The sequence below is a fragment of the Ensifer sp. genome (assembly GCF_035999135.1).
Lineage (GTDB): Bacteria > Pseudomonadota > Alphaproteobacteria > Rhizobiales > Rhizobiaceae > Ensifer.
Genome location: NZ_DASYGZ010000118.1, coordinates 41,597 through 61,183, shown reverse-complemented (window position 1 = coordinate 61,183; position 19,587 = coordinate 41,597). Strand labels below are relative to the sequence as shown.

At 64.0% G+C, this 19,587-nt stretch carries 22 protein-coding genes; 11 read left to right on the top strand and 11 right to left on the bottom strand.

Going from position 1 to position 19,587, the window contains the following annotated elements:
- Positions 1–733 (top strand): Hsp70 family protein (locus tag VGO12_RS14225; RefSeq protein WP_327513400.1); only part of this gene is annotated, 733 nt, incomplete at its 5' end.
- 254 nt (positions 734–987) lie between these two features.
- Positions 988–2,124, top strand: coding sequence for a molecular chaperone DnaJ (gene dnaJ, locus VGO12_RS14220; protein WP_327513399.1), 1,137 nt, complete (start codon positions 988–990; stop codon positions 2,122–2,124).
- 61 nt (positions 2,125–2,185) lie between these two features.
- Here dnaJ and VGO12_RS14215 read toward each other — a convergent pair whose 3' ends face one another.
- The 3 genes from VGO12_RS14215 to VGO12_RS14205 form a co-directional block, all read right to left on the bottom strand.
- Positions 2,186–3,067, bottom strand: a complete 882-nt coding sequence (locus VGO12_RS14215; protein ID WP_327513398.1) for a DUF2182 domain-containing protein — start codon at positions 3,065–3,067, stop codon at positions 2,186–2,188.
- Between the two features lie 5 nt (positions 3,068–3,072).
- Positions 3,073–3,708 carry a DUF1326 domain-containing protein gene (locus VGO12_RS14210; RefSeq protein ID WP_327513397.1) on the bottom strand — a complete coding sequence of 212 codons (636 nt, stop codon included), beginning with the start codon at positions 3,706–3,708 and terminating at the stop codon, positions 3,073–3,075.
- Positions 3,709–3,894: 186 nt separating this feature from the next.
- Positions 3,895–4,644, bottom strand: a complete 750-nt coding sequence (locus VGO12_RS14205; RefSeq protein WP_327513396.1) for an SDR family oxidoreductase — start codon at positions 4,642–4,644, stop codon at positions 3,895–3,897.
- Between the two features lie 139 nt (positions 4,645–4,783).
- Here VGO12_RS14205 and VGO12_RS14200 point away from each other — a divergent pair, with 139 nt between their 5' ends.
- Positions 4,784–5,683, top strand: coding sequence for a LysR family transcriptional regulator (locus tag VGO12_RS14200; protein WP_327513395.1), 900 nt, complete (start codon positions 4,784–4,786; stop codon positions 5,681–5,683).
- 175 nt (positions 5,684–5,858) lie between these two features.
- Positions 5,859–7,217 carry a serine hydrolase gene (locus tag VGO12_RS14195; protein WP_327513394.1) on the top strand — a complete coding sequence of 453 codons (1,359 nt, stop codon included), beginning with the start codon at positions 5,859–5,861 and terminating at the stop codon, positions 7,215–7,217.
- A gap of 54 nt (positions 7,218–7,271) precedes the next feature.
- Here VGO12_RS14195 and VGO12_RS14190 read toward each other — a convergent pair whose 3' ends face one another.
- Complete coding sequence (locus VGO12_RS14190) at positions 7,272–8,276, bottom strand: anion permease (protein WP_327513393.1); 1,005 nt, start codon at positions 8,274–8,276, stop codon at positions 7,272–7,274.
- Positions 8,276–8,920: a DUF47 domain-containing protein gene (locus tag VGO12_RS14185; RefSeq protein WP_327513402.1), complete on the bottom strand. Its 645-nt coding sequence runs from the start codon at positions 8,918–8,920 to the stop codon at positions 8,276–8,278. Before VGO12_RS14185 ends, VGO12_RS14190 begins: the two co-directional genes overlap by 1 nt.
- Before the next feature lie 204 nt (positions 8,921–9,124).
- On the opposite strand from VGO12_RS14185, the gene recF reads away from it, so the two are divergent.
- The 3 genes from recF to VGO12_RS14170 all read left to right on the top strand — a co-directional run bounded on the left by recF (position 9,125) and on the right by VGO12_RS14170 (position 11,682).
- Positions 9,125–10,249: a DNA replication/repair protein RecF gene (gene recF / locus VGO12_RS14180; RefSeq protein ID WP_327513392.1), complete on the top strand. Its 1,125-nt coding sequence runs from the start codon at positions 9,125–9,127 to the stop codon at positions 10,247–10,249.
- A 90-nt stretch (positions 10,250–10,339) separates the two neighbouring features.
- The gene (locus VGO12_RS14175) at positions 10,340–11,101 is read left to right on the top strand and encodes a molybdopterin-synthase adenylyltransferase MoeB (protein ID WP_327513391.1); all 762 of its coding nucleotides are present in this window, start codon (positions 10,340–10,342) and stop codon (positions 11,099–11,101) included.
- A 113-nt stretch (positions 11,102–11,214) separates the two neighbouring features.
- Positions 11,215–11,682 (top strand): GNAT family N-acetyltransferase, encoded by a 468-nt coding sequence (locus tag VGO12_RS14170; protein WP_327513390.1) that lies wholly within the window; start codon positions 11,215–11,217, stop codon positions 11,680–11,682.
- Between the two features lie 54 nt (positions 11,683–11,736).
- Here the strand turns inward: VGO12_RS14170 and VGO12_RS14165 are convergent, their stop codons facing one another.
- Positions 11,737–12,741, bottom strand: coding sequence for a D-glycerate dehydrogenase (locus VGO12_RS14165; RefSeq protein WP_327513389.1), 1,005 nt, complete (start codon positions 12,739–12,741; stop codon positions 11,737–11,739).
- A 183-nt stretch (positions 12,742–12,924) separates the two neighbouring features.
- Between VGO12_RS14165 and VGO12_RS14160 the strand changes: the two genes are divergently transcribed.
- Complete coding sequence (locus VGO12_RS14160; RefSeq protein WP_327513401.1) at positions 12,925–13,476, top strand: SH3 domain-containing protein; 552 nt, start codon at positions 12,925–12,927, stop codon at positions 13,474–13,476.
- 37 nt (positions 13,477–13,513) lie between these two features.
- Here the strand turns inward: VGO12_RS14160 and VGO12_RS14155 are convergent, their stop codons facing one another.
- Both VGO12_RS14155 and VGO12_RS14150 read right to left on the bottom strand, forming a co-directional pair.
- Positions 13,514–14,506: an adenosine kinase gene (locus tag VGO12_RS14155; protein ID WP_327513388.1), complete on the bottom strand. Its 993-nt coding sequence runs from the start codon at positions 14,504–14,506 to the stop codon at positions 13,514–13,516.
- A gap of 88 nt (positions 14,507–14,594) precedes the next feature.
- The gene (locus VGO12_RS14150; RefSeq protein ID WP_327513387.1) at positions 14,595–15,023 is read right to left on the bottom strand and encodes a VOC family protein; all 429 of its coding nucleotides are present in this window, start codon (positions 15,021–15,023) and stop codon (positions 14,595–14,597) included.
- A gap of 68 nt (positions 15,024–15,091) precedes the next feature.
- On the opposite strand from VGO12_RS14150, the gene VGO12_RS14145 reads away from it, so the two are divergent.
- Positions 15,092–15,685, top strand: a complete 594-nt coding sequence (locus tag VGO12_RS14145; RefSeq protein WP_327513386.1) for a helix-turn-helix domain-containing protein — start codon at positions 15,092–15,094, stop codon at positions 15,683–15,685.
- A gap of 26 nt (positions 15,686–15,711) precedes the next feature.
- Here the strand turns inward: VGO12_RS14145 and nth are convergent, their stop codons facing one another.
- Positions 15,712–16,512 carry an endonuclease III gene (nth, locus tag VGO12_RS14140; RefSeq protein ID WP_327513385.1) on the bottom strand — a complete coding sequence of 267 codons (801 nt, stop codon included), beginning with the start codon at positions 16,510–16,512 and terminating at the stop codon, positions 15,712–15,714.
- Between the two features lie 22 nt (positions 16,513–16,534).
- On the opposite strand from nth, the gene VGO12_RS14135 reads away from it, so the two are divergent.
- Entirely contained in the window at positions 16,535–17,032 is a 498-nt protein-coding gene (locus VGO12_RS14135) for a DUF2244 domain-containing protein (RefSeq protein WP_327513384.1), read from the top strand.
- A 94-nt stretch (positions 17,033–17,126) separates the two neighbouring features.
- Positions 17,127–18,014 carry a bifunctional helix-turn-helix domain-containing protein/methylated-DNA--[protein]-cysteine S-methyltransferase gene (locus VGO12_RS14130; RefSeq protein WP_327513383.1) on the top strand — a complete coding sequence of 296 codons (888 nt, stop codon included), beginning with the start codon at positions 17,127–17,129 and terminating at the stop codon, positions 18,012–18,014.
- A 64-nt stretch (positions 18,015–18,078) separates the two neighbouring features.
- Here VGO12_RS14130 and VGO12_RS14125 read toward each other — a convergent pair whose 3' ends face one another.
- Together VGO12_RS14125 and dapB are read right to left on the bottom strand one after the other, a co-directional pair.
- Entirely contained in the window at positions 18,079–18,714 is a 636-nt protein-coding gene (locus VGO12_RS14125) for a 2,3-bisphosphoglycerate-dependent phosphoglycerate mutase (RefSeq protein WP_327513382.1), read from the bottom strand.
- A 33-nt stretch (positions 18,715–18,747) separates the two neighbouring features.
- On the bottom strand, positions 18,748–19,566 hold the full coding sequence (dapB, locus tag VGO12_RS14120; RefSeq protein WP_327513381.1) for a 4-hydroxy-tetrahydrodipicolinate reductase: 819 nt from the start codon (positions 19,564–19,566) through the stop codon (positions 18,748–18,750).
- Between the last annotated feature and the right edge of the window lie 21 nt (positions 19,567–19,587).

Below are 19,587 nucleotides of genomic sequence, written 5' to 3'. Positions count from 1 at the left end.
AACGCTCGGTGGCGTCTTCACCCGCCTGATCGAACGCAACACCACGATCCCGACCAAGAAGTCGCAGACCTTCTCGACCGCCGACGACAACCAGTCGGCCGTGACGATCCGCGTCTCCCAGGGCGAGCGTGAAATGGCAGCCGACAACAAGCTGCTCGGCCAGTTCGACCTCGTCGGCATTCCGCCGGCGCCGCGCGGCATGCCGCAGATCGAAGTGACCTTCGACATCGACGCCAACGGCATCGTGCAGGTTTCGGCCAAGGACAAGGGCACCGGCAAGGAACACCAGATCCGCATCCAGGCATCCGGTGGTCTTTCGGACGCCGACATCGAAAAGATGGTCAAGGACGCCGAAGCCAACGCTGAAGTCGACAAGAAGCGTCGCGAAGGCGTCGAGGCCAAGAACCAGGCCGAAAGCCTGATCCACTCCAGCGAGAAGTCGCTGAAGGATTACGGCGACAAGGTTTCGGAAACGGACCGCAAGGCGATCGCCGACGCGATTGCCGCGCTGAAGACCGCAGTCGAAGCCTCCGAGCCGGACGCCGAGGACATCAAGGCCAAGACCAACACGCTCATGGAAGTGTCCATGAAGCTCGGTCAGGCGATCTACGAAGCCCAGCAGACGGAAGCCGCCCATGCGGACGCCGCCGCTGACGCTGCCCGTGATGGCGATGTCGTCGATGCCGACTACGAAGAGGTCAACGACGAGGACGATCGCAAGCGTTCGGCCTAATCGCTCGAAAGATCAGTAAAAAAGCCCGGGTTCGCCCGGGCTTTTTTTCGTTCAGGTCGCCCGGGCGATGCGGATGAGAAGGCTCGTGACCACCGCAGCTCGCCGCAAACGTACGTTTTTGGACAAAAAACCGCATCAGCCGCCTTTCGGGCTATGGTATCCCGCTTCAAGGTTTACTAAATCGATGGCAAGGTAATCAGGCAGCCGCCGAGCCCTCGCGCTGGCACGCCTGCCAACAGGACAATCTTCGACGAATGAAACGTGATCTCTACGAAACGCTTGGTGTTGCGAAGAACGCCGACGAAAAGGAGCTGAAGAGCGCCTTCCGCAAGCTCGCGATGAAGTATCATCCGGACAAGAACCCCGGCGACGCAGCGGCGGAAAAGACCTTCAAGGAAATCAACGAAGCCTACGAGATGCTCAAGGATCCGCAGAAGCGGGCCGCCTATGACCGCTATGGCCATGCGGCCTTCGAGCAGGGCGGCATGGGCAACGGCTTCGGCGGTGGTGCTGGCGGCGCCGGCGGCTTCTCCGACATCTTCGAAGACATCTTCGGCGAGATGATGGGCGGTGGACGCCAGCGGCGCTCCTCGGGCGGCCGCGAACGCGGCGCGGACCTGCGCTACAACATGGAAATCTCGCTCGAGGAAGCCTTCGGCGGCAAGACCGCACAGATCCGGGTTCCGACCTCGATCACCTGCGACGTCTGCACCGGCTCCGGCGCCAAGCCGGGCACCAGCCCGAAGACCTGCGGCACCTGTCACGGATCCGGCCGCGTGCGCGCCGCCCAAGGGTTCTTCTCGATCGAACGCACCTGCCCGACCTGCGGCGGCCGCGGCCAGACGATCAGCGATCCCTGCGGCAAGTGCCATGGCCAGGGCCGGGTCACCGAAGAGCGCACGCTCTCGGTCAACATTCCGGCCGGCATCGAGGACGGCACGCGCATCCGTCTCTCCGGCGAAGGCGAAGCGGGGCTTCGCGGCGGACCGGCGGGCGATCTCTACATCTTCCTTTCGGTCAGGCCGCACGAGTTCTACCAGCGCGACGGGGCTGACCTTTATTGCAGCGTGCCGATCTCGATGACGACGGCAGCCCTTGGCGGCAAGTTCGACGTGACCACGCTCGACGGCACCAAGTCGCGTGTCACCGTTCCCGAGGGCACCCAGGCCGGCAAGCAGTTTCGCTTGAAGGGCAAGGGCATGCCGGTGCTGCGCTCGGCGCAATCCGGCGATCTCTACATCCAGATCCAGATCGAAACGCCGCAGAAGCTGACGAAGCGCCAGCGCGAGCTGCTGCAGGAATTCGAGCAGATCTCGTCCAAGGACAACAATCCGGAATCGACCGGCTTCTTCGCCCGGATGAAGGATTTCTTCGACACGCTTAGCGATTGAGGCTCGCAGCCTTCGGCTATTCAGCGCCGCGCACCGGAGACGGTTGCGCGGCGCTCTTGTTTCAGACCACGGCCGCAAGCTGCCAGAGGCCGACCACCACGAGCGCCGCTCCCGCGAGACGGGACAAAAGCCTGCCGCCGGGGACGACCTTCTCGGCAAGCACGAAGATGGCAATGGCCGCGATCCAAAGCACGTTCATCACGCCGCCGACAAAAAGAAGCGCCATCAGCGCCCAGCAGCAGCCGACGCAATAGAGCCCGTGCCGGATCCCGAGCCCGAAGGCAGCGCCCGGCTGGCGGCGAAATCCGCCATGGCTCTGAATGAAGACGAGCGGCGATTGGCACTGCGTGAGGCAACGATCCTTGAGCGGCGTCCACTGGAACAGTCCGGCTGCGACGAGAACCGCAGCGCTCAGAACCCGGCTCGCACTCGACAATGTGGGCGTCAACAGCAGCGCATGATCGAGCAGCCACTGCCCGAAAACCGCGGCGAGCGCGAAGAGGGTCCAGGCAACAAGGTATCCGCCGGCGAAAAACCCGGTCGCGGCAAAAGGCTTTCCCTGCTGCGCCGCCTGACGTCCAACTCGAGCATAAAGCAGGATCATCGGCGTTGCTGACGGCACCATCATCGCGACCATCATCACCGCCCACATGACGAAGGCATATCCGAAGGTGGCGAGGCTCCAGGGAAGCCCGCCGCCGGCGATCGCCATCGTCGAACCGCCTTCGCCGTTCATCGGCATATCCATCGGCATGTCCATGCCGTCCATGGACATGGCAGAGCCCATGGCGGTCCCGTCCGTGGCCGGGATGGTCCCGCCCATGGGCATGCTCGAGGCGAGCCACAGGATGTAGAGCCAGCTCGCGACCGTCAATGTGATCAGGGCCACAACGACGATGGCGCGGTCGCGTTTGAGCAGGGCTTCGAGTGTCGTGTCCGACATCGACGTCAATGAACCACGCCGCTTCCGGTCATGTGCAAGGTGGAGAAGTGGGCGTGCGAATCGGCAAGCGCCAATGTCAGCGGTCCCTTCGTGTCGGCCCAGCCGCGCCCGACCTCGCAGACGTCATATTCGAAGCCGTCAGGCAGGTTGATGCGCGCCTGGTGGGGAGCGCCGGTCACCGGGTTCAGGATCGGTTCACCGCGTGCGTTGAGCCAGCCCGGCACATTCAGGCGCGCCGTGCGGCCCGCGACATCAACATCGAAGTCGATATCGGCAAAGACCGGATCGTGCATGGTTTCAAACGTGGTCGCAAAGACCTGGAAGAAGGTCGCGCCGGGCTCCGTGTCCTCACCGCTCATGATACGCAGGAGCGCTCCGCGCTGCTCGGGCGTGGCGCGGATATCGATGATCGGCACGACCTGGCCCCTGCCCTCATGGATCGCGCCCGGCCATGCGGCGATCATGCCGCAGCGGAGCCCGTCGAGCCGTGTATCGCCGTGAAAGCCTTCCTCGATCTCGAAGGCGCCGACGGCGCTGCAATGGCCCTGTGTCGGCAGCGCATTGAACTGGCAGGGGCAGCCATAGGCGCAATTGCAGTGAACGAACTCACGCCCTTTCATCATCCATTTGACACTCGTCATCGTCTCCTCCTCGGATCTGACCGGTGCTTGATCTGCGCGGGTCGCGCGGCTGGATGCATTTTATTAGACTTACAAAATATACTCCTCGCACCGGCCAATGCCAACGGGCCTGCCGGGGCGGTCTGAAACAGACAGCGCCGCACCTCCGATCGGACGCGCGGCGCCTGGTCTTCGAGCTAACCGCGGTCAGAGCGTCGCCATGCCACCATCGATGATCAGCTCGGCGCCGACGGTGAAGGCGGCTTCGTCCGAGGCGAGGAAGACGACGGCCTTGGCGATCTCGCTGGCATGGCCGAAGCGGCCGAGCGGGATCTGCGCGGCAATGGCGTCGACCACCTGCTTGTTCTCCTCGACCGTCGGCGCATGGCCGTCATGGAGCGGCGTGCGGACCGGGCCGGGGCTAACGGCGTTGACCCGGATGCCGCGGCCGATCAATTCGCCGGAGAGCGTCTTTGCCAGCGACAGCAGCCCCGCCTTGGTCAAGGCGTAGACGCTCGAGGTCGGCATGCCGATATGGGCGTTGATCGAGGTGTTCAATACGATCGATGCCGGCTTGGAAAAGATCGGAAGCAGGGCCTGGATGAGGAAGTACGGACCCTTGAGGTTGATGGCGAGCGAGCGGTCGAAGCTTTCCTCGTCCCACTGCTCGATCGGCTGCAGCTTGGCGATGCCGGCATTGACGAACAGGATGTCGAGCGTGCCGAAGGCGGCCTTGATCTTGTCGGCGACGGCCGCCTGGCCGGCGACGTTGCCGGCATCGGCCTCGATGATCAAAGCGCCGTCGCCAAGGATGGCGCGGGCCTCGGCGATGTTCTTCGGATTGGTGCCGGTGACGGCGACGCGGGCGCCTTCGGCGATGAACTGGCGGGCGGTTTCAAGGCCGATGCCGCTGGTGCCGCCGGTGATGAGGGCCGTCTTGTTCTGCAAGCGTGACATGATGAAATCCTCTCTTTGGGTTGAAGGAGAGCGGCGCTCTTGGCTGAACCGTCGTCCTTGAATGACGACAGATATGGCGGAAAACGATCGTTCGGATTAGTCTTCCAATCCGGGAACTCGAATTCGGGAAAGCCGAACGATGATGAAAATCGAGGGTATTGCCGCCTTTGTGGCGGTGGCCGAGGCAGGTTCGATCAGCGAGGCGGCGCGGCGCCTGCGGTTGTCGAAATCCGTCGTCAGCGAAAGGGTGGCCGAGCTGGAGCGTGGATTGAACGCCACCCTGCTTCACCGCACGACGCGCAAACTGACCTTGACCGAGGACGGCATCGCCTTTCGCGAGCGCGCCATCCGGATCGTCGGCGAGGTGCAGGCGGCCGCCAGCGATCTGGCCGAACGCCGCGGGCAACTGACCGGGCCGCTTCGCATTGCCGCCCCCGTCAGCTTCGGCCGAAGGCATCTGGGCCCGGCCCTTTATCCCTTTCTTGCTGCCCATCCCGAGATCGAGCTGACGCTCGATCTCGACGACCGACGAGTGGACGCAGCTTCGGAAGGATACGATGCAATCGTGCGCCACGGGGCGATCGCCGATTCGCGCCTGGTGGTCTGGAAGCTTGCAAGCAGCCACAGGCTTCTCGTCGCTTCGCCCGATTATCTCGCCCGCCATGGCACGCCCGTTTCGCTTGCCGAACTCGAAGGTCATCGTGGCATCTTCTACACCAACCGCGGCGCTTCTGACTGGCGTTTCGAGGGCCCGGACGGCGCAACCATCGTGCGGGCGCGGTTGGCGCTCGGCATGAACAATGGCGACATGCTGCTCGATGCGGCCGTGGCCGGGCTCGGTATTGCGCTTTTGCCCGCCTTTATCGCCGGCCCGTCCGTGCGGGAGGGGCATTTGCGCGCCATCGATGTCGGACTGAGGCCCGAGCCGGAGTTCATCTACATGGCGCATGCCGAGGGCCGGCGCGCCTCGGCCAAGCTCAAAGCCATCGCCAAACACCTCAAGGACACCTTCGGCGATCCGCCCTATTGGGATCCGTAACCGCTCCACGCAACGTCCGCGTAACCGTTGCGAGGGATCGTGCCCCGGCGTTTGCCGACCGGGCCTCGACAGGATCTTGACCAAAACCGGCTGGCATCGTCATCGCGTCCCTTACAACCAAAAATTGGATTCCTATCTTATCATGCGGAACCTCTTTCTGAATTGGATCGTCCTTATGACGCTTGGAACCTCTGCGCATGCGGCCTCCCCTTCCCCGACGCCGACCGACCCCGAGATCCTCGAAATCCTGACTGACCGCATCGACAGGCAGCAGCAGTCCGTCGGCATCGTGGTCGGCGTTATCGACGCCGATGGGCGTCGTGTCATCGCCCACGGCCATCCCGCCAAAGGCGACCCAAGCCTGGTCGACGGTCGCACCGTGTTCGAGATCGGCTCGGTCACCAAGGTGTTTACGGCACTGCTGCTTGCCGACGCGGTCGAGAAGGGCACCCTCGGCCTCGACACGCCGGTCTCCTCGCTGCTGCCGGCGAGCGTCGTCATGCCTGAGGACAAACAGATACCGATCACGCTCGAGCATCTGGCGACACATATGTCCGGCCTGCCGCGGCTGCCGGACAATCTGGTTCCGGCCGACGACAACGACCCTTACGCCGACTACGATACCGCCAAGCTCCATGCTTTCCTGTCGAGCCACCAGCCGACGCGGAAACCCGGTGTCGAGCACGAGTACTCCAATCTCGGTGCCGGCCTTCTCGGCCACATCCTCGGCCTGAAGGCGGGCCTTTCCTACGAAGATCTCGTCGCAATCCGGATCTCGGCCCCCCTGGGCCTGAAGGACACGGCCATCACCGTGCGGCCCGATTGGACTGGACGGCAGGCCAAGGGCTACGATGCGGCGCTGGATCCTGCCAGCGACTGGCATCTGGCCAGCCTGCAGGGTGCGGGCGCATTGCGCTCGACCGCCGATGACATGCTGACGTTTCTGGCGGCGGCCATGGGCAAGACGCCCTCGCCGCTGGCGCCCGCCTTCGCGTCCATGCTGGCGACCCGGGCGCCGATCGGCAACGGCGATAACGATCAGCAGGCGCTCGGCTGGGTGATTTCGGGCAAGGGCGACGACCAGATCATCTGGCACAATGGCGGCACCGGTGGCTATCGATCCTTCGTCGGCTACCGTCCATCGACCGGGGTCGGCGTCGTGGCGCTGTCCAATGCATCGACGGAGATCGGCGTCGACGATATCGGTCGACATCTGCTCAATCGCAACGCGCCACTGGCCCCGGCCGTCACCCCGCGCACCGCCGTTGCGGTCGATCCCGCAACCTACGACGCCTATCTCGGCACGTACCGGCTTCATCCCGGGTTCGAGCTGACGATCTTTCGCGACGGAGACCGCCTGTTTGCCCAGGCAACCGGCCAGGACCGGCTGGAGATCGTGCCGGAGGCGGAGCATCGTTTCTTCACGAAGCTCATCGATGCGCAGATCAGCTTTACACTCAAGGGCGGGCGCGCCGAAAGCCTGACCTTGCATCAGGGCGGGCGCGACATGCCGGCTCCGCGGGTCGAAAAATGATAAAATGATTTGGTCTCCCGCCTGCCAGACAGGCGGGAGACGGTCCGGTATCGATCAGAAGATCAGATCGATGGCGAAGTAGCTCAAGGCCGAGATTGCCGCTGCGGCCGGCATGGTGATGAACCAGGCAATGACGATGTTGCCGGCAAGGCCCCAGCGAACCGCCGAGACACGGCGGGCGGCACCAACGCCGATGATTGCGCCGGTGATCGTGTGCGTCGTCGAGACCGGAATGCCGAGCCAGGTGGCGGCAAAGAGCGTGATCGCCCCGCCGGTTTCGGCGCAGAAGCCCTGCATCGGGTTGAGCTTGGTGATCTTCGAACCCATGGTGTGGACGATGCGCCAGCCGCCGAACAGCGTGCCGAGCGCGATCGCCGCCTGGCAGGTGATCACCACCCAGAACGGCACGTAGAATTCCGAGCCGAGATAGCCCTGCGAGTAGAGCAGCACCGCGATGATGCCCATGGTCTTCTGCGCATCATTGCCGCCGTGGCCGAGCGAATAGAGCGAGGCCGAAATGAACTGCATCACCCGGAAGGTGCGGTCGACGGCAAAGGGCGTCTGGCGCACGAAAATCCACGAAACGATCAGCACCAGAAGCAGCGCCAGGAAGAAACCGATCGCCGGTGACATGAAGATGGCGCCGACGGTCTTCAAGAGACCGGTCCAGACGATGGAACTGAAGCCGGTGCTCGCAAGACCAGCGCCGACAAGGCCGCCGATCAGCGCGTGCGACGAGCTCGACGGGATGCCGAAGAGCCAGGTGACGATGTTCCAGACGATCGCGCCGATCAGTGCCGAAAAGATCACCAGCGGGGTGACGATGCCGGGATCAATGATGCCCTTGCCGAGGGTTTCGGCCACGTGCAGGCCGAAGAACAGGAAGGCGATGAAGTTGAAAAAGGCCGCCCACATGACCGCGTATTGCGGCCTGAGCACCCGCGTCGAGACGATTGTCGCGATCGAGTTGGCGGCGTCGTGCAGACCGTTCAGGAAGTCGAAGAACAGCGCGATGCCGATCAGCCCGACGAGCAACGGAAAGGCGAGCGTCGCATCCATCAGACGTTCTCGATCACGATGCCGCTGATTTCATTGGCGACGTCCTCGAAGCGGTCGACGACCTTTTCCAGTTCGCCGTAGATCTCGCTGCCGATGATGTAGGCCATCGGGTTGCTGGCGCCGTGGCGGCGGAAGAGATCCTTGAGGCCCTGGTCGTGCAGCTCGTCGGAGCGACCCTCGATGCGGGTGATTTCCTCGGCAATGGCGATGAGACGGACATGGTTGGCGCCGATGCGATCAAGCAGCGGAATGGCCTCGGCGATCAGGTGCGCCGCCTTGACGACGGTGGTGCCCATTTCGCGCATGCCGGGGTCGAAGCTCTTCTGCTCGAACAGCCGGATCGTCTTGACCGTCTTGTGCATCATGTCGATGGCGTCGTCCATCGACTGGATCAGGTCCTTGATGTCGCCGCGGTCGAACGGCGTGATGAACGAGCGGCGGACCGCCAGAAGCACTTCGGCGGTGATGTGGTCCGCCTCGTCCTCAAGCGCGACGATCCGGTCGCAGTGTTTTTCCATGTCGTCGCCACCGGCAAGCAACTTGTCGAGCGCGTCGGCGGCACCGACGACGGTGCGCGAATGGTTTGCGAAAAGATCGAAGAAGCGATCCTCGCGGGGAAGAAGTTTGCGGAACCAGGCCAGCATCACACGTGTATCCATCTGTGGATTGTCATGCGGCTGTCATATTTCACCAGGTCCTTTATGAAAAGCACCGAATCAAAGGGGTTTGTCGCCTTTCCCCTGTCGATATCGGCCTATCCTGCGCGATATTGCGGCGCTGCCCATTTCGCCTTGCCTTGGCAGGCGCTTTCGTCCTAGCTGGCGCCCACTGTCGAATCCGGACTGCCGATGCCCAACAAGGTCTTTCTCAACCGACTGAAGCTTACGGAGTTCCGCAACTATGCGGCGCTCTCGCTTGAGCTCGACCAGCGCCATGTGGTGCTGACAGGGGAGAACGGCGCCGGCAAGACCAACCTCATGGAAGCCGTCTCTTTCCTTTCGCCCGGCCGCGGCCTCCGGCGCGCCGCCTATGCGGACGTGACCCGGGTCGGCGCCGGCGACGGGTTCTCGGTCTTTGCCGAAGTCGAGGGCATGGAGGGCTTAGTCGAGATCGGCACCGGGACTGCCGGCGTCACGGAAGGGCAATCCCGACGGCTGCGGCTGAATGGAACACCGGCAGCGACCGTCGACGAGCTGACCGACCATCTGCGCGTTCTCTGGCTCACGCCGTCGATGGACGGGCTTTTCACCGGCTCCTCTTCCGACCGCCGTCGCTTCCTCGATCGTCTCGTGCTTTCACTCGACCCGGAACATGGCCGGCGTGCAAGCGAGTTCGACCGGGCGATGCGCAGCCGCAACCGGCTGCTTGGCGACTATCGCCCGGACCCGGCCTGGCTGACGGCGATCGAGAAGGAGATGGCCGGGCTTGGTGTCTCGATGGCGCTGGCGCGGCAGGAAATGCTCGGCCTGCTGGCGGCACTCGTCGAGCGCACTGTCGATGACAGCGTGTTTCCTTCCGCCCTGCTTTCGCTTTCCGGTTTCCTCGACGATGAGGGCCATCGCCCGGCCTATGATCTCGAAGAGCAGTACCTGACGATGCTGCGCGAAGGGCGACCACGCGACGCGGCCGCTGGACGAACCCTCGACGGGCCACACCGGAGCGACCTCATCGTTCGCCATCGCAAGAAGGACATGGAAGCGGCGCGCTGCTCGACCGGCGAACAGAAGGCGCTGCTCGTCGGCCTGGTGCTGGCGCATGCGCGCCTTGTCGGCGACATGACCGGCCATGCGCCGGTGCTTTTGCTCGACGAAATCGCCGCCCATCTCGACGTCAACCGGCGCGCGGCGCTGTTCGATCTCGTCGACAATCTTGGCGGCCAGGCCTTCATGACCGGAACCGACCAGGCGATGTTCGAGGCGCTCAGCGAGCGCGGCCGGTTCCTCACCGTTTCGCATGGCAGCGTTACGGGATAGGCAACAGGGAACGAGGAAGAGAGTTTGCGGTTTTCCGCCCGCGTCCCGCTCTCACGTGCATGCAGCGGAATGGACGAGGAGGATGTGGCCATGACCGGTGAGACCAGGCTCGATCAAGCGGAGATCGCCCGCTACGCCCGCCATATCGTGCTGCCGGAAATCGGCGGCGCGGGCCAGCAGAAACTGAAGGCGGCGAGCGTGCTGGTGATCGGCGCCGGCGGGCTCGGTGCCCCGGTGCTCGTCTATCTGGCAGCGGCCGGCATCGGCCGGATCGGCATCGTCGATGACGACACCGTCGCGCTCTCCAACCTGCAGCGGCAGATCATTCATCGCACCCAGGATATCGAGCGCGCCAAGGTCGAAAGCGCCGCCGAAGCGATTGGCTCGCTGAACCCGCATGTCCGTGTCGACGAACACAGGCTGCGGCTCACCCCTGCCAATGCCGAGGCGCTGTTCCGGCAATACGATCTGGTGATCGACGGCTCGGACAATTTCGATACGCGCTACCTTGCAGCCGATACGGCGGCATCGGTCGGCATTCCGCTTGTCACGGGCGCCGTCGGGCGGTTCGACGGATCGCTGACGGTGCTGATGCCCTATCGCGCCAGCGCCGATGGACGGCCGAACCCGTCCTATCGCGATCTCTTTCCCGAACCGCCGCCGGCCGGCGTCGTGCCCTCCTGCGCCGAGGCCGGCATTGTCGGTGCGCTCACCGGCGTCATCGGCACGCTCCAGGCGATGGAAGCGATCAAGGTGATCGCCGGCTTCGGGGAACCGCTGGTCGGCCGGCTGTTGATGTATGATGCGCTTTCGGCACAGTTCAACACCATCCGCTACCGCCGCCGGGCATAGAGCAATTCCAGGAAACGTGTCTAACGGTTTTCCGTACTGAATTGCGTCATGGCGGGGGGTTAGCAACCCGAACGGCAGCCGCGTCGCACATCTTCGAGCCAATGAGAGCCGCAATGCAGATCTTTCGCATCGACCAGGATTTCGACCGGCATGAGGCGCTGCTGACGCTGATCCTGGATGCCTTCGCCTCCATGGACGGACGGATCGATCCGCCGTCGTCTGCGCATGCGCTGAGTGTCGAAACGCTGCGGCAGAAGGTTGCCGACGAGATCGCCTTCGGCGCCGACGACGGCGAGCGCCTCGTCGGTTGTGTGTTCCTGAAACCGGAGAGCGACTGCCTTTACGTCGGCAAGCTCGCCGTGGCGCCGGACGCCCAGGGCAAAGGCATTGGGCGCCGCCTTCTGGCGGAGGCGGAAACGACGGCACGGGCACTGAAGCTCCCGGCCCTGAGGTTGCTGACCCGTGTCGAACTCGTCGAGAACCACCGCGCCTTCGGCGCTTGCGGCTTCAGCCAGACCGGAACGATGTGCCATCCCGGTTTCACCCGGCCGACGGCAATCGAGATGCGCAAGGCGCTTTAAGCCGCCAGCACGACATGCGCTGCCTCTGCGGCAGCGCCATGCTCAATCGGCTGATCAGTCGCGGCCGGGCAGCACGCGGTCCGGCGGGCGGTGGCCGTCGAAAAAGGTGCGGATGTTGATCACCACCTTCTCGCCCATGTCGACGCGCCCTTCGAGCGTCGCCGAGCTCATATGCGGCAGGAGAACGACCTTGCCCTCGCCGGCAAGCTTGATCAGCTTCGGATTGACCGCCGGTTCGTTCTCGAAGACGTCGAGCCCGGCGCCGGCGATCTTGCCCTCGCGCAGCGACTTGATCAGCGCCGTCTCGTCGATGATGCCACCGCGCGCAGTGTTGACGATGTAGCTGTCCGGCCGCATCAAAGCGAGGCGGCGGGCCGACAGAAGATGATAGGTCGCGGGCGTCGAGGGGCAATTGACCGAAACGATGTCGACGCGGGCGAGCATCTGGTCGAGGCTGTCCCAATAGGTCGCCTCCAGCATCTCTTCGGTTTCGGCCTTCACCCGGTGGCGATTGTGGTAGTGGATCGACAGGCCGAACGCCTTGGCGCGGCGCGCGACGGCGGTGCCGATGCGGCCCATGCCGACGATGCCGATGCGTTTTCCGGCAATGCGCCGACCGAGCATCCAGGTCGGCGACCAGCCGGCCCACTCACCCTTGCGATCGGTCAGGATCTGCGCACCTTCGGCAAGCCGTCTCGGCACGGCGAGGATCAGCGCCATCGCCATGTCGGCGGTGTCCTCGGTCAGCACATTCGGCGTGTTGGTGACGGTGATGCCCTTGCGGGCGGCCGCGTCGACATCGATGTTGTCGACGCCGTTGGAGAAGCTGGCGATCAGTTTCAGCTGCGGTCCGGCCTGCTCGATCAGCGCCGCATCGATGCGATCGGTGACCGTGGGCACCAGCACGTCGGCGCGCTTGACGGCAGCGACGAGTTCCGGCTGGCTGCGCGGCGTGTCGTCGATGTTCAGCTCCGCATCGAAGAGTTCGCGCATGCGCGTCTCGACGATATCGGGCAGCTTGCGGGTGATGTAGACCGAGGGCTTCTTCTTGCTTGTCATTGCTGCGACGGGCCTTGTTGACGGGTCCTTAACCAAGTTGGGCGATACTTTCTCCCTGTAGCCGCAATTTCTACCAGACCCCACCGGGAAGACAAACAAAACTCGCGCCTTCGTCCCCGCGATTTGAGCCCCCTGTGTTGGGCCCGAAGTGAACTGCGCCTGCAAAAGCTAGTGCCACGGAAAATGGGCTTCGTCATGCGTCACGTCATTTCCAGATTCTCGCTCTCGTTGATCGCCGCCTTCCTTGGCGCAGGGATCATGACGTCGGCGGCTTACGCTCAGGCTGCCAAGGGCGCCAGCGGACTGCCATTGCCGCGCTTCGTCAGCCTGAAGTCGAAGAGTGTCAATCTGCGCATCGGCCCGAGCGTCGATTACGCGGTCGCCTTCCGCTACATGAAGCCGGGCGTGCCGGTCGAAATCATCCAGGAATACGACAACTGGCGCCGGATCCGTGACGCCGACGGCACCGAAGGCTGGGTGAACCAGGCGCTGCTTTCGGGCGACCGCACCGCGGTGACAGCCCCCTGGATGCGCGGCAAGGGTGAAGGCGTCTTCGTCAATATGCGCCGCGATCCGCAGGGCACGTCCCCGATCGTCGCCCGGATGGAACCGGGCGTCATCGTCCATGTCGGCGAATGCAACGGCGACTGGTGCCATGCCGAGACGCAGGGCGTGGAAGGCTGGATCGCCCAGAGCGAAATCTGGGGCGCCTATCCCGGCGAGGCCTTTAAGTAAGGCCGCGCCGAAGCTTCATCACATCATTCAGAAACGATCAGACCAGATCGGCCTGCTCGGCGGCGGCCGAAAGCGATACCATCGGCCGCGGCCCGATCTGGCCGATGACGATGCCGGCGGCGAGGTTGCCGAGCTTGCTGCAGTCTTCCAGCGAGCGGCCGGTCGTGTAGCCGTGAAGGAATCCCGCTGCATAGAGATCGCCGGCGCCGGTCGTGTCGACCACCTGGGCGATCGGCGTTGCGGCGACGCGAACGCGTTCGTCACCGCGCACGACCACCGAACCTTCTTCGCTGAGCGTCACGGCTGCAAGCTTGCAATCCTTGGAGAGCTTTTCCAGCGCCAGATCGAAATCCTCGGTCTCATAGAGCGCCAGCGCCTCCTGCTTGTTGGCAAAGACGATGTCGACCGTTCCGGATCGCATGAGCTCGAGGAACTCGTCGCGGTAGCGATGAACGCAGAAGCTGTCGGACAGCGTGATCGCGGTCTCGCGACCATTGGCGTGGGCAATCCTTGCGGTTTCGCGGATCGCATCCTTGGCGCGGGGCGGATCCCAGAGATAGCCTTCGAAATAGGTCACCTTCGACTGGGCGACGACGTCGGCTTCGACGTCCTCGGGGCCAAGCTCGACGCAGGCGCCGAGATAGGTGTTCATCGAGCGCTCGCCGTCTTCAGTGACGAAGATCATCGAGCGCGCAGTCGGCGGCGTGGTCTCCAGCGGCTTGGTCTCGAAATAGACGCCCTGGGCGCGGATGTCGTGGGCAAAGATCTCGCCGAGCTGATCGCTGGCGATCTTGCCGAAGTAGGCGGCGCGGCCGCCGAGGCTGGCGACGCCGGCCGCGGTGTTTCCGGCGCTGCCGCCGGAGGCTTCGACCGCCGGGCCCATACGCGAGTACAGCAACTCGGCCCGCTCGGCATCGATGAGGTTCATGGCGCCCTTGATGATACCGTTTTCGGTAAGGAAGGCGTCGTCGCAGCGCGCAATGATATCAACGATGGCGTTGCCGATCGTCAGCACGTCGTATGTTGTCATGAACCTCGTCCGGTCTCCGTGATGGCCGGTGTTCGTTAATACCGGTTTTCCGGCCATTTGGAAGACAAAAGACGCGACGTTGCAGTCATCATGCCGTTGGAAGTGCGTTTTCCTCGTAGGCGGCTGCGAATTCGGCGCTCGGCGGGATTGGCTTGATGATGTCGATCAGCACGCCGTTCGGATCGGCGGTGATGAAATGGCGCTGGCCGAAGTCTTCGTCGCGCAGGGTCTTGAGGATCGGCAGGCCGGCGGCAACCGCCTCCTCGTAGATGCGATCCGGATCCTCGACCTCGAAGTTCAGAAGCAGGCCACGGGTGGGCGCCCGCGCTTCTTCGGGGATCGTCTCGTGGCGATAATCGAGCACGGCCAGCGTCACATGCTCGTCTTCGACCGACTGCAGATGCACGTACCAGTCGGCGGTGAACAGCGCCTCGAAACGGAAATGTTCGATATAGAAGGCGGCCGTCGCGGCAACATCCGCCGTCATGATCACCGGATAATAGCTCGTCGATTTCATGGCTTTTCCTCACCTCGGTAATATCATACACTCTGTATGTTTCTTCAATTAACATACAGGCTGCATGTATGCAACAAGAAAACGCCCGCCGCTCGAACCGTGAACGCTCCGACACGACGCGCGCCGCGATCCTCGATGCCGCCCGCGGTCTGTTCGTCAGTCGGGGCTATGCCGATACGTCGACGCCGGATATCGTAGCGGCAGCCGGCCTGACGCGAGGCGCGCTCTACCACCATTTCGAGGACAAGAAGGCGCTGTTTCGCGCGGTCGCCGAGCGCGAGGCGGGGAACGTCGCGGCCGCGATCGAACAGGCGACGGATCTCGATCTTGCCGCACGCGAGGCACTGAAGGTCGGCGCCCGCGCCTATTTCGACGCCATGCGCGAGCCAGGGCGGATACGGCTGCTCCTGCTCGACGGACCGGCCGTGCTCGGCAAGCATGAGATGATGGCGATCGATGCGGCCAATGCGCAAAGAACGCTCGAGGAGGGTATTGCCGAGGCCATGGCCCCGGCCGCCGTTGCGCCCGAAAAGCTGTCGGCCATGGCGTCGCTGCTCTCGGCCGCCTTCGACCGCGCCGCGCTCGACATCGCCGACGGCGCTTCCACCGAGCTTTATACCGAGACGATCGGCAGCCTGATCGACCGGATGGTTGCGCCTTAAGGCGTGGCTGGTCGCGGCAGAGGCGGTCAGCCCGGCGCCTGGACGATCTGCTGCGGCAGTTCGACCAGCGGCGCCGGGATGTCACAGGTCTTTTCCGGCGACTTGCAGATATCGGCGATGACGCAGCGCTCGCATTCGGGCTTGCGCGCCTTGCAGCAATAGCGGCCGTGCAGGATCAGCCAGTGATGCGCATGGTAGATATACTCGTCCGGAATGATCCGGATCAGCTTGTCTTCCACCTCGTCCGGGGTCTTGCCCGGTGCCAGACAGATGCGATTGGCAATGCGCAGGATATGGGTATCGACCGCGATGGTCGATTGGCCGAAGGCCATGGAGAGCACGACATTGGCAGTCTTGCGGCCGACCCCGGGAAGCCTGACCAGTTCTTCGCGCGTGCGCGGCACCTCGCCGCCGAAATCGCGGATCAGCATTTCGCTGAGCGCGATGACATTCTTCGCCTTGTTGCGAAAAAGCCCGATGGTCTTGATGTAATCGCGCACCTTCTCCTCGCCAAGCGCCAGCATCTTTTCCGGCGTATCGGCAGCGGCAAAGAGCGCCCGCGTCGCCTTGTTGACCCCGGCATCGGTCGCCTGGGCCGAGAGTGCAACGGCAACGACGAGCGTGAACGGATTGACGTGCTCCAACTCTCCCTTCGGTTCCGGGCGCTGGATCGAGAAGCGGCGGAAGATTTCCCTGAGCTCGTCCTGGCTATAGAAGCTCTTGACCCGCGGGTTTGCCCGGCGGCTCGTCTTCGCTTTTGCGGCCCCCGGTTTTGCAACGCGCAGTTTCGCAGCACCTGGGGGCAATTTCGGCTTCACGTTTTTCATGATGCATCTATAGTCAAAGGTCATGAACAATGGCAACGCCACCCCAGCTGACGAGGAGCCACCGGTCTTCACCGCCGCGCTCACGCCCTATCGTTCCCTCGGGCGAAAGGGTTTCAGGATCTTCTTCCTGATTGCTGGCCTGCTCACCCTCGTGCACGCCTTCGTCTTCCTCGTCATCGGCGCCTGGCCGATCGTGTTCTTCTTCGGTCTCGACTACCTGCTGCTGTTCGGCGCCTTCTGGCTGAACTACCGCTCGGGGCTCAGCCGCGAAGAGGTCAGCGTCTCCAGATCCGATGTGTCGGTGCGCAAATTCACGCCGTCCGGCCAGATCAGCGAGCATCGCTTCAATCCCTTCTGGGCGCGCTTTTATGTCGCCCGGCACCAGGAGATCGGCATCGTCTCGATGACGCTCAGCGGTGGCGGCCGGCGCACGGACATCGGGTCGTTTCTCAACCGCGACGATCGCGAGACCTTTGCGCTGGCGCTCTCGGGCGCGCTTGCGACCGTTCGCCGTCGCTGACGCCGACAAACGATCCTGATCGTCGCATCCACTCAAGTTTCGGGTGGCTGCGACCCGTCCAAGTGATTACCTGTGACATGACAGGAGACGAGCCATGAACATTGCGACATCGCTACCCACCGACATCACGCCGAAAGGCACCGACTACGATACGGTCAGCCGCGTGATCGAAATGCTGACCGAGGACTATCGCGACCAGCCGTCGCTCGAAACGGTGGCGCAGCGGCTGAAGCAATCGCCGACGCAGTTGCAGAAGGTCTTTACCCGCTGGGCCGGGCTTTCGCCGAAGGCTTTCCTTCAGGCCGTGACCCTCGATCACGCCAAGCGCCTGCTGCGCCAGGAAGACATGCCGCTCTTGGAAACCAGCATCGAGGTGGGCCTCTCCGGCCCGAGCCGGCTGCACGACCTGTTCGTCACCCACGAAGCGATGTCACCGGGCGAATGGAAAGCACGCGGCGACGGCCTGACGATCCGCTTCGGCTATCATCCCTCCCCCTTCGGCACGGCGCTGGTGATGATCACCGATCGCGGACTGGCCGGCCTTGCCTTCAACGATGCCGGCGGCGAGCAGGCGAGTTTCGAGGACATGGCGCAGCGCTGGCCGAACGCCAGCTACATCGAGGACAGCGCGGCGACGGCCCAGTACGCCGCACGCATCTTCGAGCCCTCACGCTGGCAACAGAACGAACCGTTGCGCATCTTCCTCATCGGTTCCGATTTCCAGATCCGGGTCTGGCAGGCGCTGTTGAAGATCCCGCTTGGCTGCGCCACCACCTATTCGAGCATCGCCGGCACGATCGGCCAGCCGACCGCGTCGCGCGCGGTGGGTGCTGCGGTCGGCCGCAATCCGATCTCCTTCGTCGTGCCCTGCCATCGCGCGCTCGGAAAGAGCGGCGACCTCACCGGCTATCACTGGGGCCTGACGCGCAAGCGCGCAATCCTTGGCTGGGAGGCGGGCATGGCCGCCGACGGAACCATCTGACGGCATCGGTCAGGACACAAAAAAGGGGCGCCTGGCGCCCCTTTTTCGATCGTTGCAGTTAGGCTCAGTGCGCGGCGGACATGTCGCCGAGCACTTCCTTGGAAGCGACGGTCGAGTTGGCGTTGAGCTTGTAGACCATCGGCACGCCGGTCGCGAGGTTGAGCTTCAGGATCTCCTCCTTCGTCAGGCGATCGAGCACCATGACCAACGAGCGCAGCGAGTTGCCGTGGGCGGCGACCAGCACCTTCTGGCCGGACAGCACGCGCGGCAGGATCTCGGTCAGGTAGTAGGGCCAGACGCGGGCGCCGGTGTCACGCAGGCTTTCGCCGCCCGGAGGCGGAATGTCATAGGAGCGGCGCCAGATATGCACCTGCTCTTCGCCCCACTTCTCGCGGGCGTCGTCCTTGTTGAGGCCCGAGAGATCGCCGTAGTCGCGCTCGTTGAGCGCCTGGTCGCGGATCGTTTCGAGCTGGGACTGGCCAACCGCGTCGAGCACGAACTGGCAGGTGCGCTGGGCGCGGATCAGCGACGAGGTGAAGGCGATGTCGAACTTGATGCCGTAGTCGGCGAGCGCCTTGCCGCCGGCCTTGGCTTCCTCGACGCCGAGTTCGGTCAGGTCCGGATCGCGCCAGCCGGTAAACAGGTTCTTCAGGTTCCAGTCGCTCTGGCCATGCCGGACGAGGACGAGGGTGCCGCTCATGTCGAATTCCCCTTGATCGTGAGAGTGAAAAGGTCAGTTGAGCCCGAGCACGTCGAGCATCGAATAGAAGCCGGGTTTCTCGCCGCGCGCCCAGAGCGCCGCGGTGACGGCGCCGCGCGCGAAGATCGAGCGGTCGGTGGCGCTGTGCGACAGGGTCACCTGCTCGCCTTCGCCGGCAAGGATGACCGAATGTTCGCCGATGACCGAGCCGCCGCGCAGCGTCGCAAAGCCGATCGTGCCCACCGGGCGTGCACCGGTATGGCCGTCGCGCACCCGTACGGAGTGTTCGGCAAGCCCGATATCGCGGCCCCTGGCGGCCGCTTCGCCGAGCAGCAGAGCGGTGCCGGACGGCGCGTCGACCTTGTGCTTGTGGTGCATTTCGAGGATTTCGATATCCCAGTTCGCAGGCCCGAGCGCGCGGGCGGCCTTTTCGGTGAGCACGCCGAGCAGGTTGACGCCGAGGCTCATATTGCCCGACTTGACGATACGGGCGTGGCGCGCGGCAGCGCGGATCTTCGCCTCGTCGTCGCCGGAGCAACCCGTCGTGCCGATCACGTGGACGATCCGCGCCTGGGCGGCGAGCCCGGCGAATTCGACCGTTCCTGCTGGTGCAGTGAAATCGAGCACGCCTTCGGCAGCAACGAAAGCTTCGAGCGGCTGGTCGGTGACGGGCACGCCGATCGGGCCGAGACCGGCCAGCTCACCGGCATCGCGACCGATGAAGGGCGAGCCCGGTCGTTCGACGGCGGCATGCAGTCGGACGCCGTCCATCGCGTGAACCGTCCTGATCAGGGTCTGCCCCATGCGGCCTGCCGCACCCACCACCACGAGCTTCATATCATCAGCGCCCATCGGTGATTTCCTTCTTGTCCG

What these genes read in the sequence shown, in the direction of transcription:
- VGO12_RS14130 (WP_327513383.1), top strand. Translation starts at nt 17,127, where the DNA reads ATGAACATTGCGACATCGCTACCCACCGACATCACGCCGAAAGGCACC.
- VGO12_RS14190 (WP_327513393.1), bottom strand. Translation starts at nt 8,276, where the DNA reads ATGGATGCGACGCTCGCCTTTCCGTTGCTCGTCGGGCTGATCGGCATC.
- VGO12_RS14200 (WP_327513395.1), top strand. Translation starts at nt 4,784, where the DNA reads ATGATGAAAATCGAGGGTATTGCCGCCTTTGTGGCGGTGGCCGAGGCA.
- VGO12_RS14215 (WP_327513398.1), bottom strand. Translation starts at nt 3,067, where the DNA reads ATGTCGGACACGACACTCGAAGCCCTGCTCAAACGCGACCGCGCCATC.
- VGO12_RS14185 (WP_327513402.1), bottom strand. Translation starts at nt 8,920, where the DNA reads ATGCTGGCCTGGTTCCGCAAACTTCTTCCCCGCGAGGATCGCTTCTTC.
- VGO12_RS14160 (WP_327513401.1), top strand. Translation starts at nt 12,925, where the DNA reads ATGGGCTTCGTCATGCGTCACGTCATTTCCAGATTCTCGCTCTCGTTG.
- VGO12_RS14145 (WP_327513386.1), top strand. Translation starts at nt 15,092, where the DNA reads ATGCAACAAGAAAACGCCCGCCGCTCGAACCGTGAACGCTCCGACACG.
- VGO12_RS14165 (WP_327513389.1), bottom strand. Translation starts at nt 12,741, where the DNA reads ATGACAAGCAAGAAGAAGCCCTCGGTCTACATCACCCGCAAGCTGCCC.
- VGO12_RS14125 (WP_327513382.1), bottom strand. Translation starts at nt 18,714, where the DNA reads ATGAGCGGCACCCTCGTCCTCGTCCGGCATGGCCAGAGCGACTGGAAC.
- VGO12_RS14210 (WP_327513397.1), bottom strand. Translation starts at nt 3,708, where the DNA reads ATGACGAGTGTCAAATGGATGATGAAAGGGCGTGAGTTCGTTCACTGC.
- VGO12_RS14205 (WP_327513396.1), bottom strand. Translation starts at nt 4,644, where the DNA reads ATGTCACGCTTGCAGAACAAGACGGCCCTCATCACCGGCGGCACCAGC.
- VGO12_RS14155 (WP_327513388.1), bottom strand. Translation starts at nt 14,506, where the DNA reads ATGACAACATACGACGTGCTGACGATCGGCAACGCCATCGTTGATATC.
- VGO12_RS14175 (WP_327513391.1), top strand. Translation starts at nt 10,340, where the DNA reads ATGACCGGTGAGACCAGGCTCGATCAAGCGGAGATCGCCCGCTACGCC.
- dapB (WP_327513381.1), bottom strand. Translation starts at nt 19,566, where the DNA reads ATGGGCGCTGATGATATGAAGCTCGTGGTGGTGGGTGCGGCAGGCCGC.
- VGO12_RS14135 (WP_327513384.1), top strand. Translation starts at nt 16,535, where the DNA reads ATGAACAATGGCAACGCCACCCCAGCTGACGAGGAGCCACCGGTCTTC.
- recF (WP_327513392.1), top strand. Translation starts at nt 9,125, where the DNA reads ATGCCCAACAAGGTCTTTCTCAACCGACTGAAGCTTACGGAGTTCCGC.
- VGO12_RS14150 (WP_327513387.1), bottom strand. Translation starts at nt 15,023, where the DNA reads ATGAAATCGACGAGCTATTATCCGGTGATCATGACGGCGGATGTTGCC.
- VGO12_RS14195 (WP_327513394.1), top strand. Translation starts at nt 5,859, where the DNA reads ATGACGCTTGGAACCTCTGCGCATGCGGCCTCCCCTTCCCCGACGCCG.
- nth (WP_327513385.1), bottom strand. Translation starts at nt 16,512, where the DNA reads ATGAAAAACGTGAAGCCGAAATTGCCCCCAGGTGCTGCGAAACTGCGC.
- dnaJ (WP_327513399.1), top strand. Translation starts at nt 988, where the DNA reads ATGAAACGTGATCTCTACGAAACGCTTGGTGTTGCGAAGAACGCCGAC.
- VGO12_RS14170 (WP_327513390.1), top strand. Translation starts at nt 11,215, where the DNA reads ATGCAGATCTTTCGCATCGACCAGGATTTCGACCGGCATGAGGCGCTG.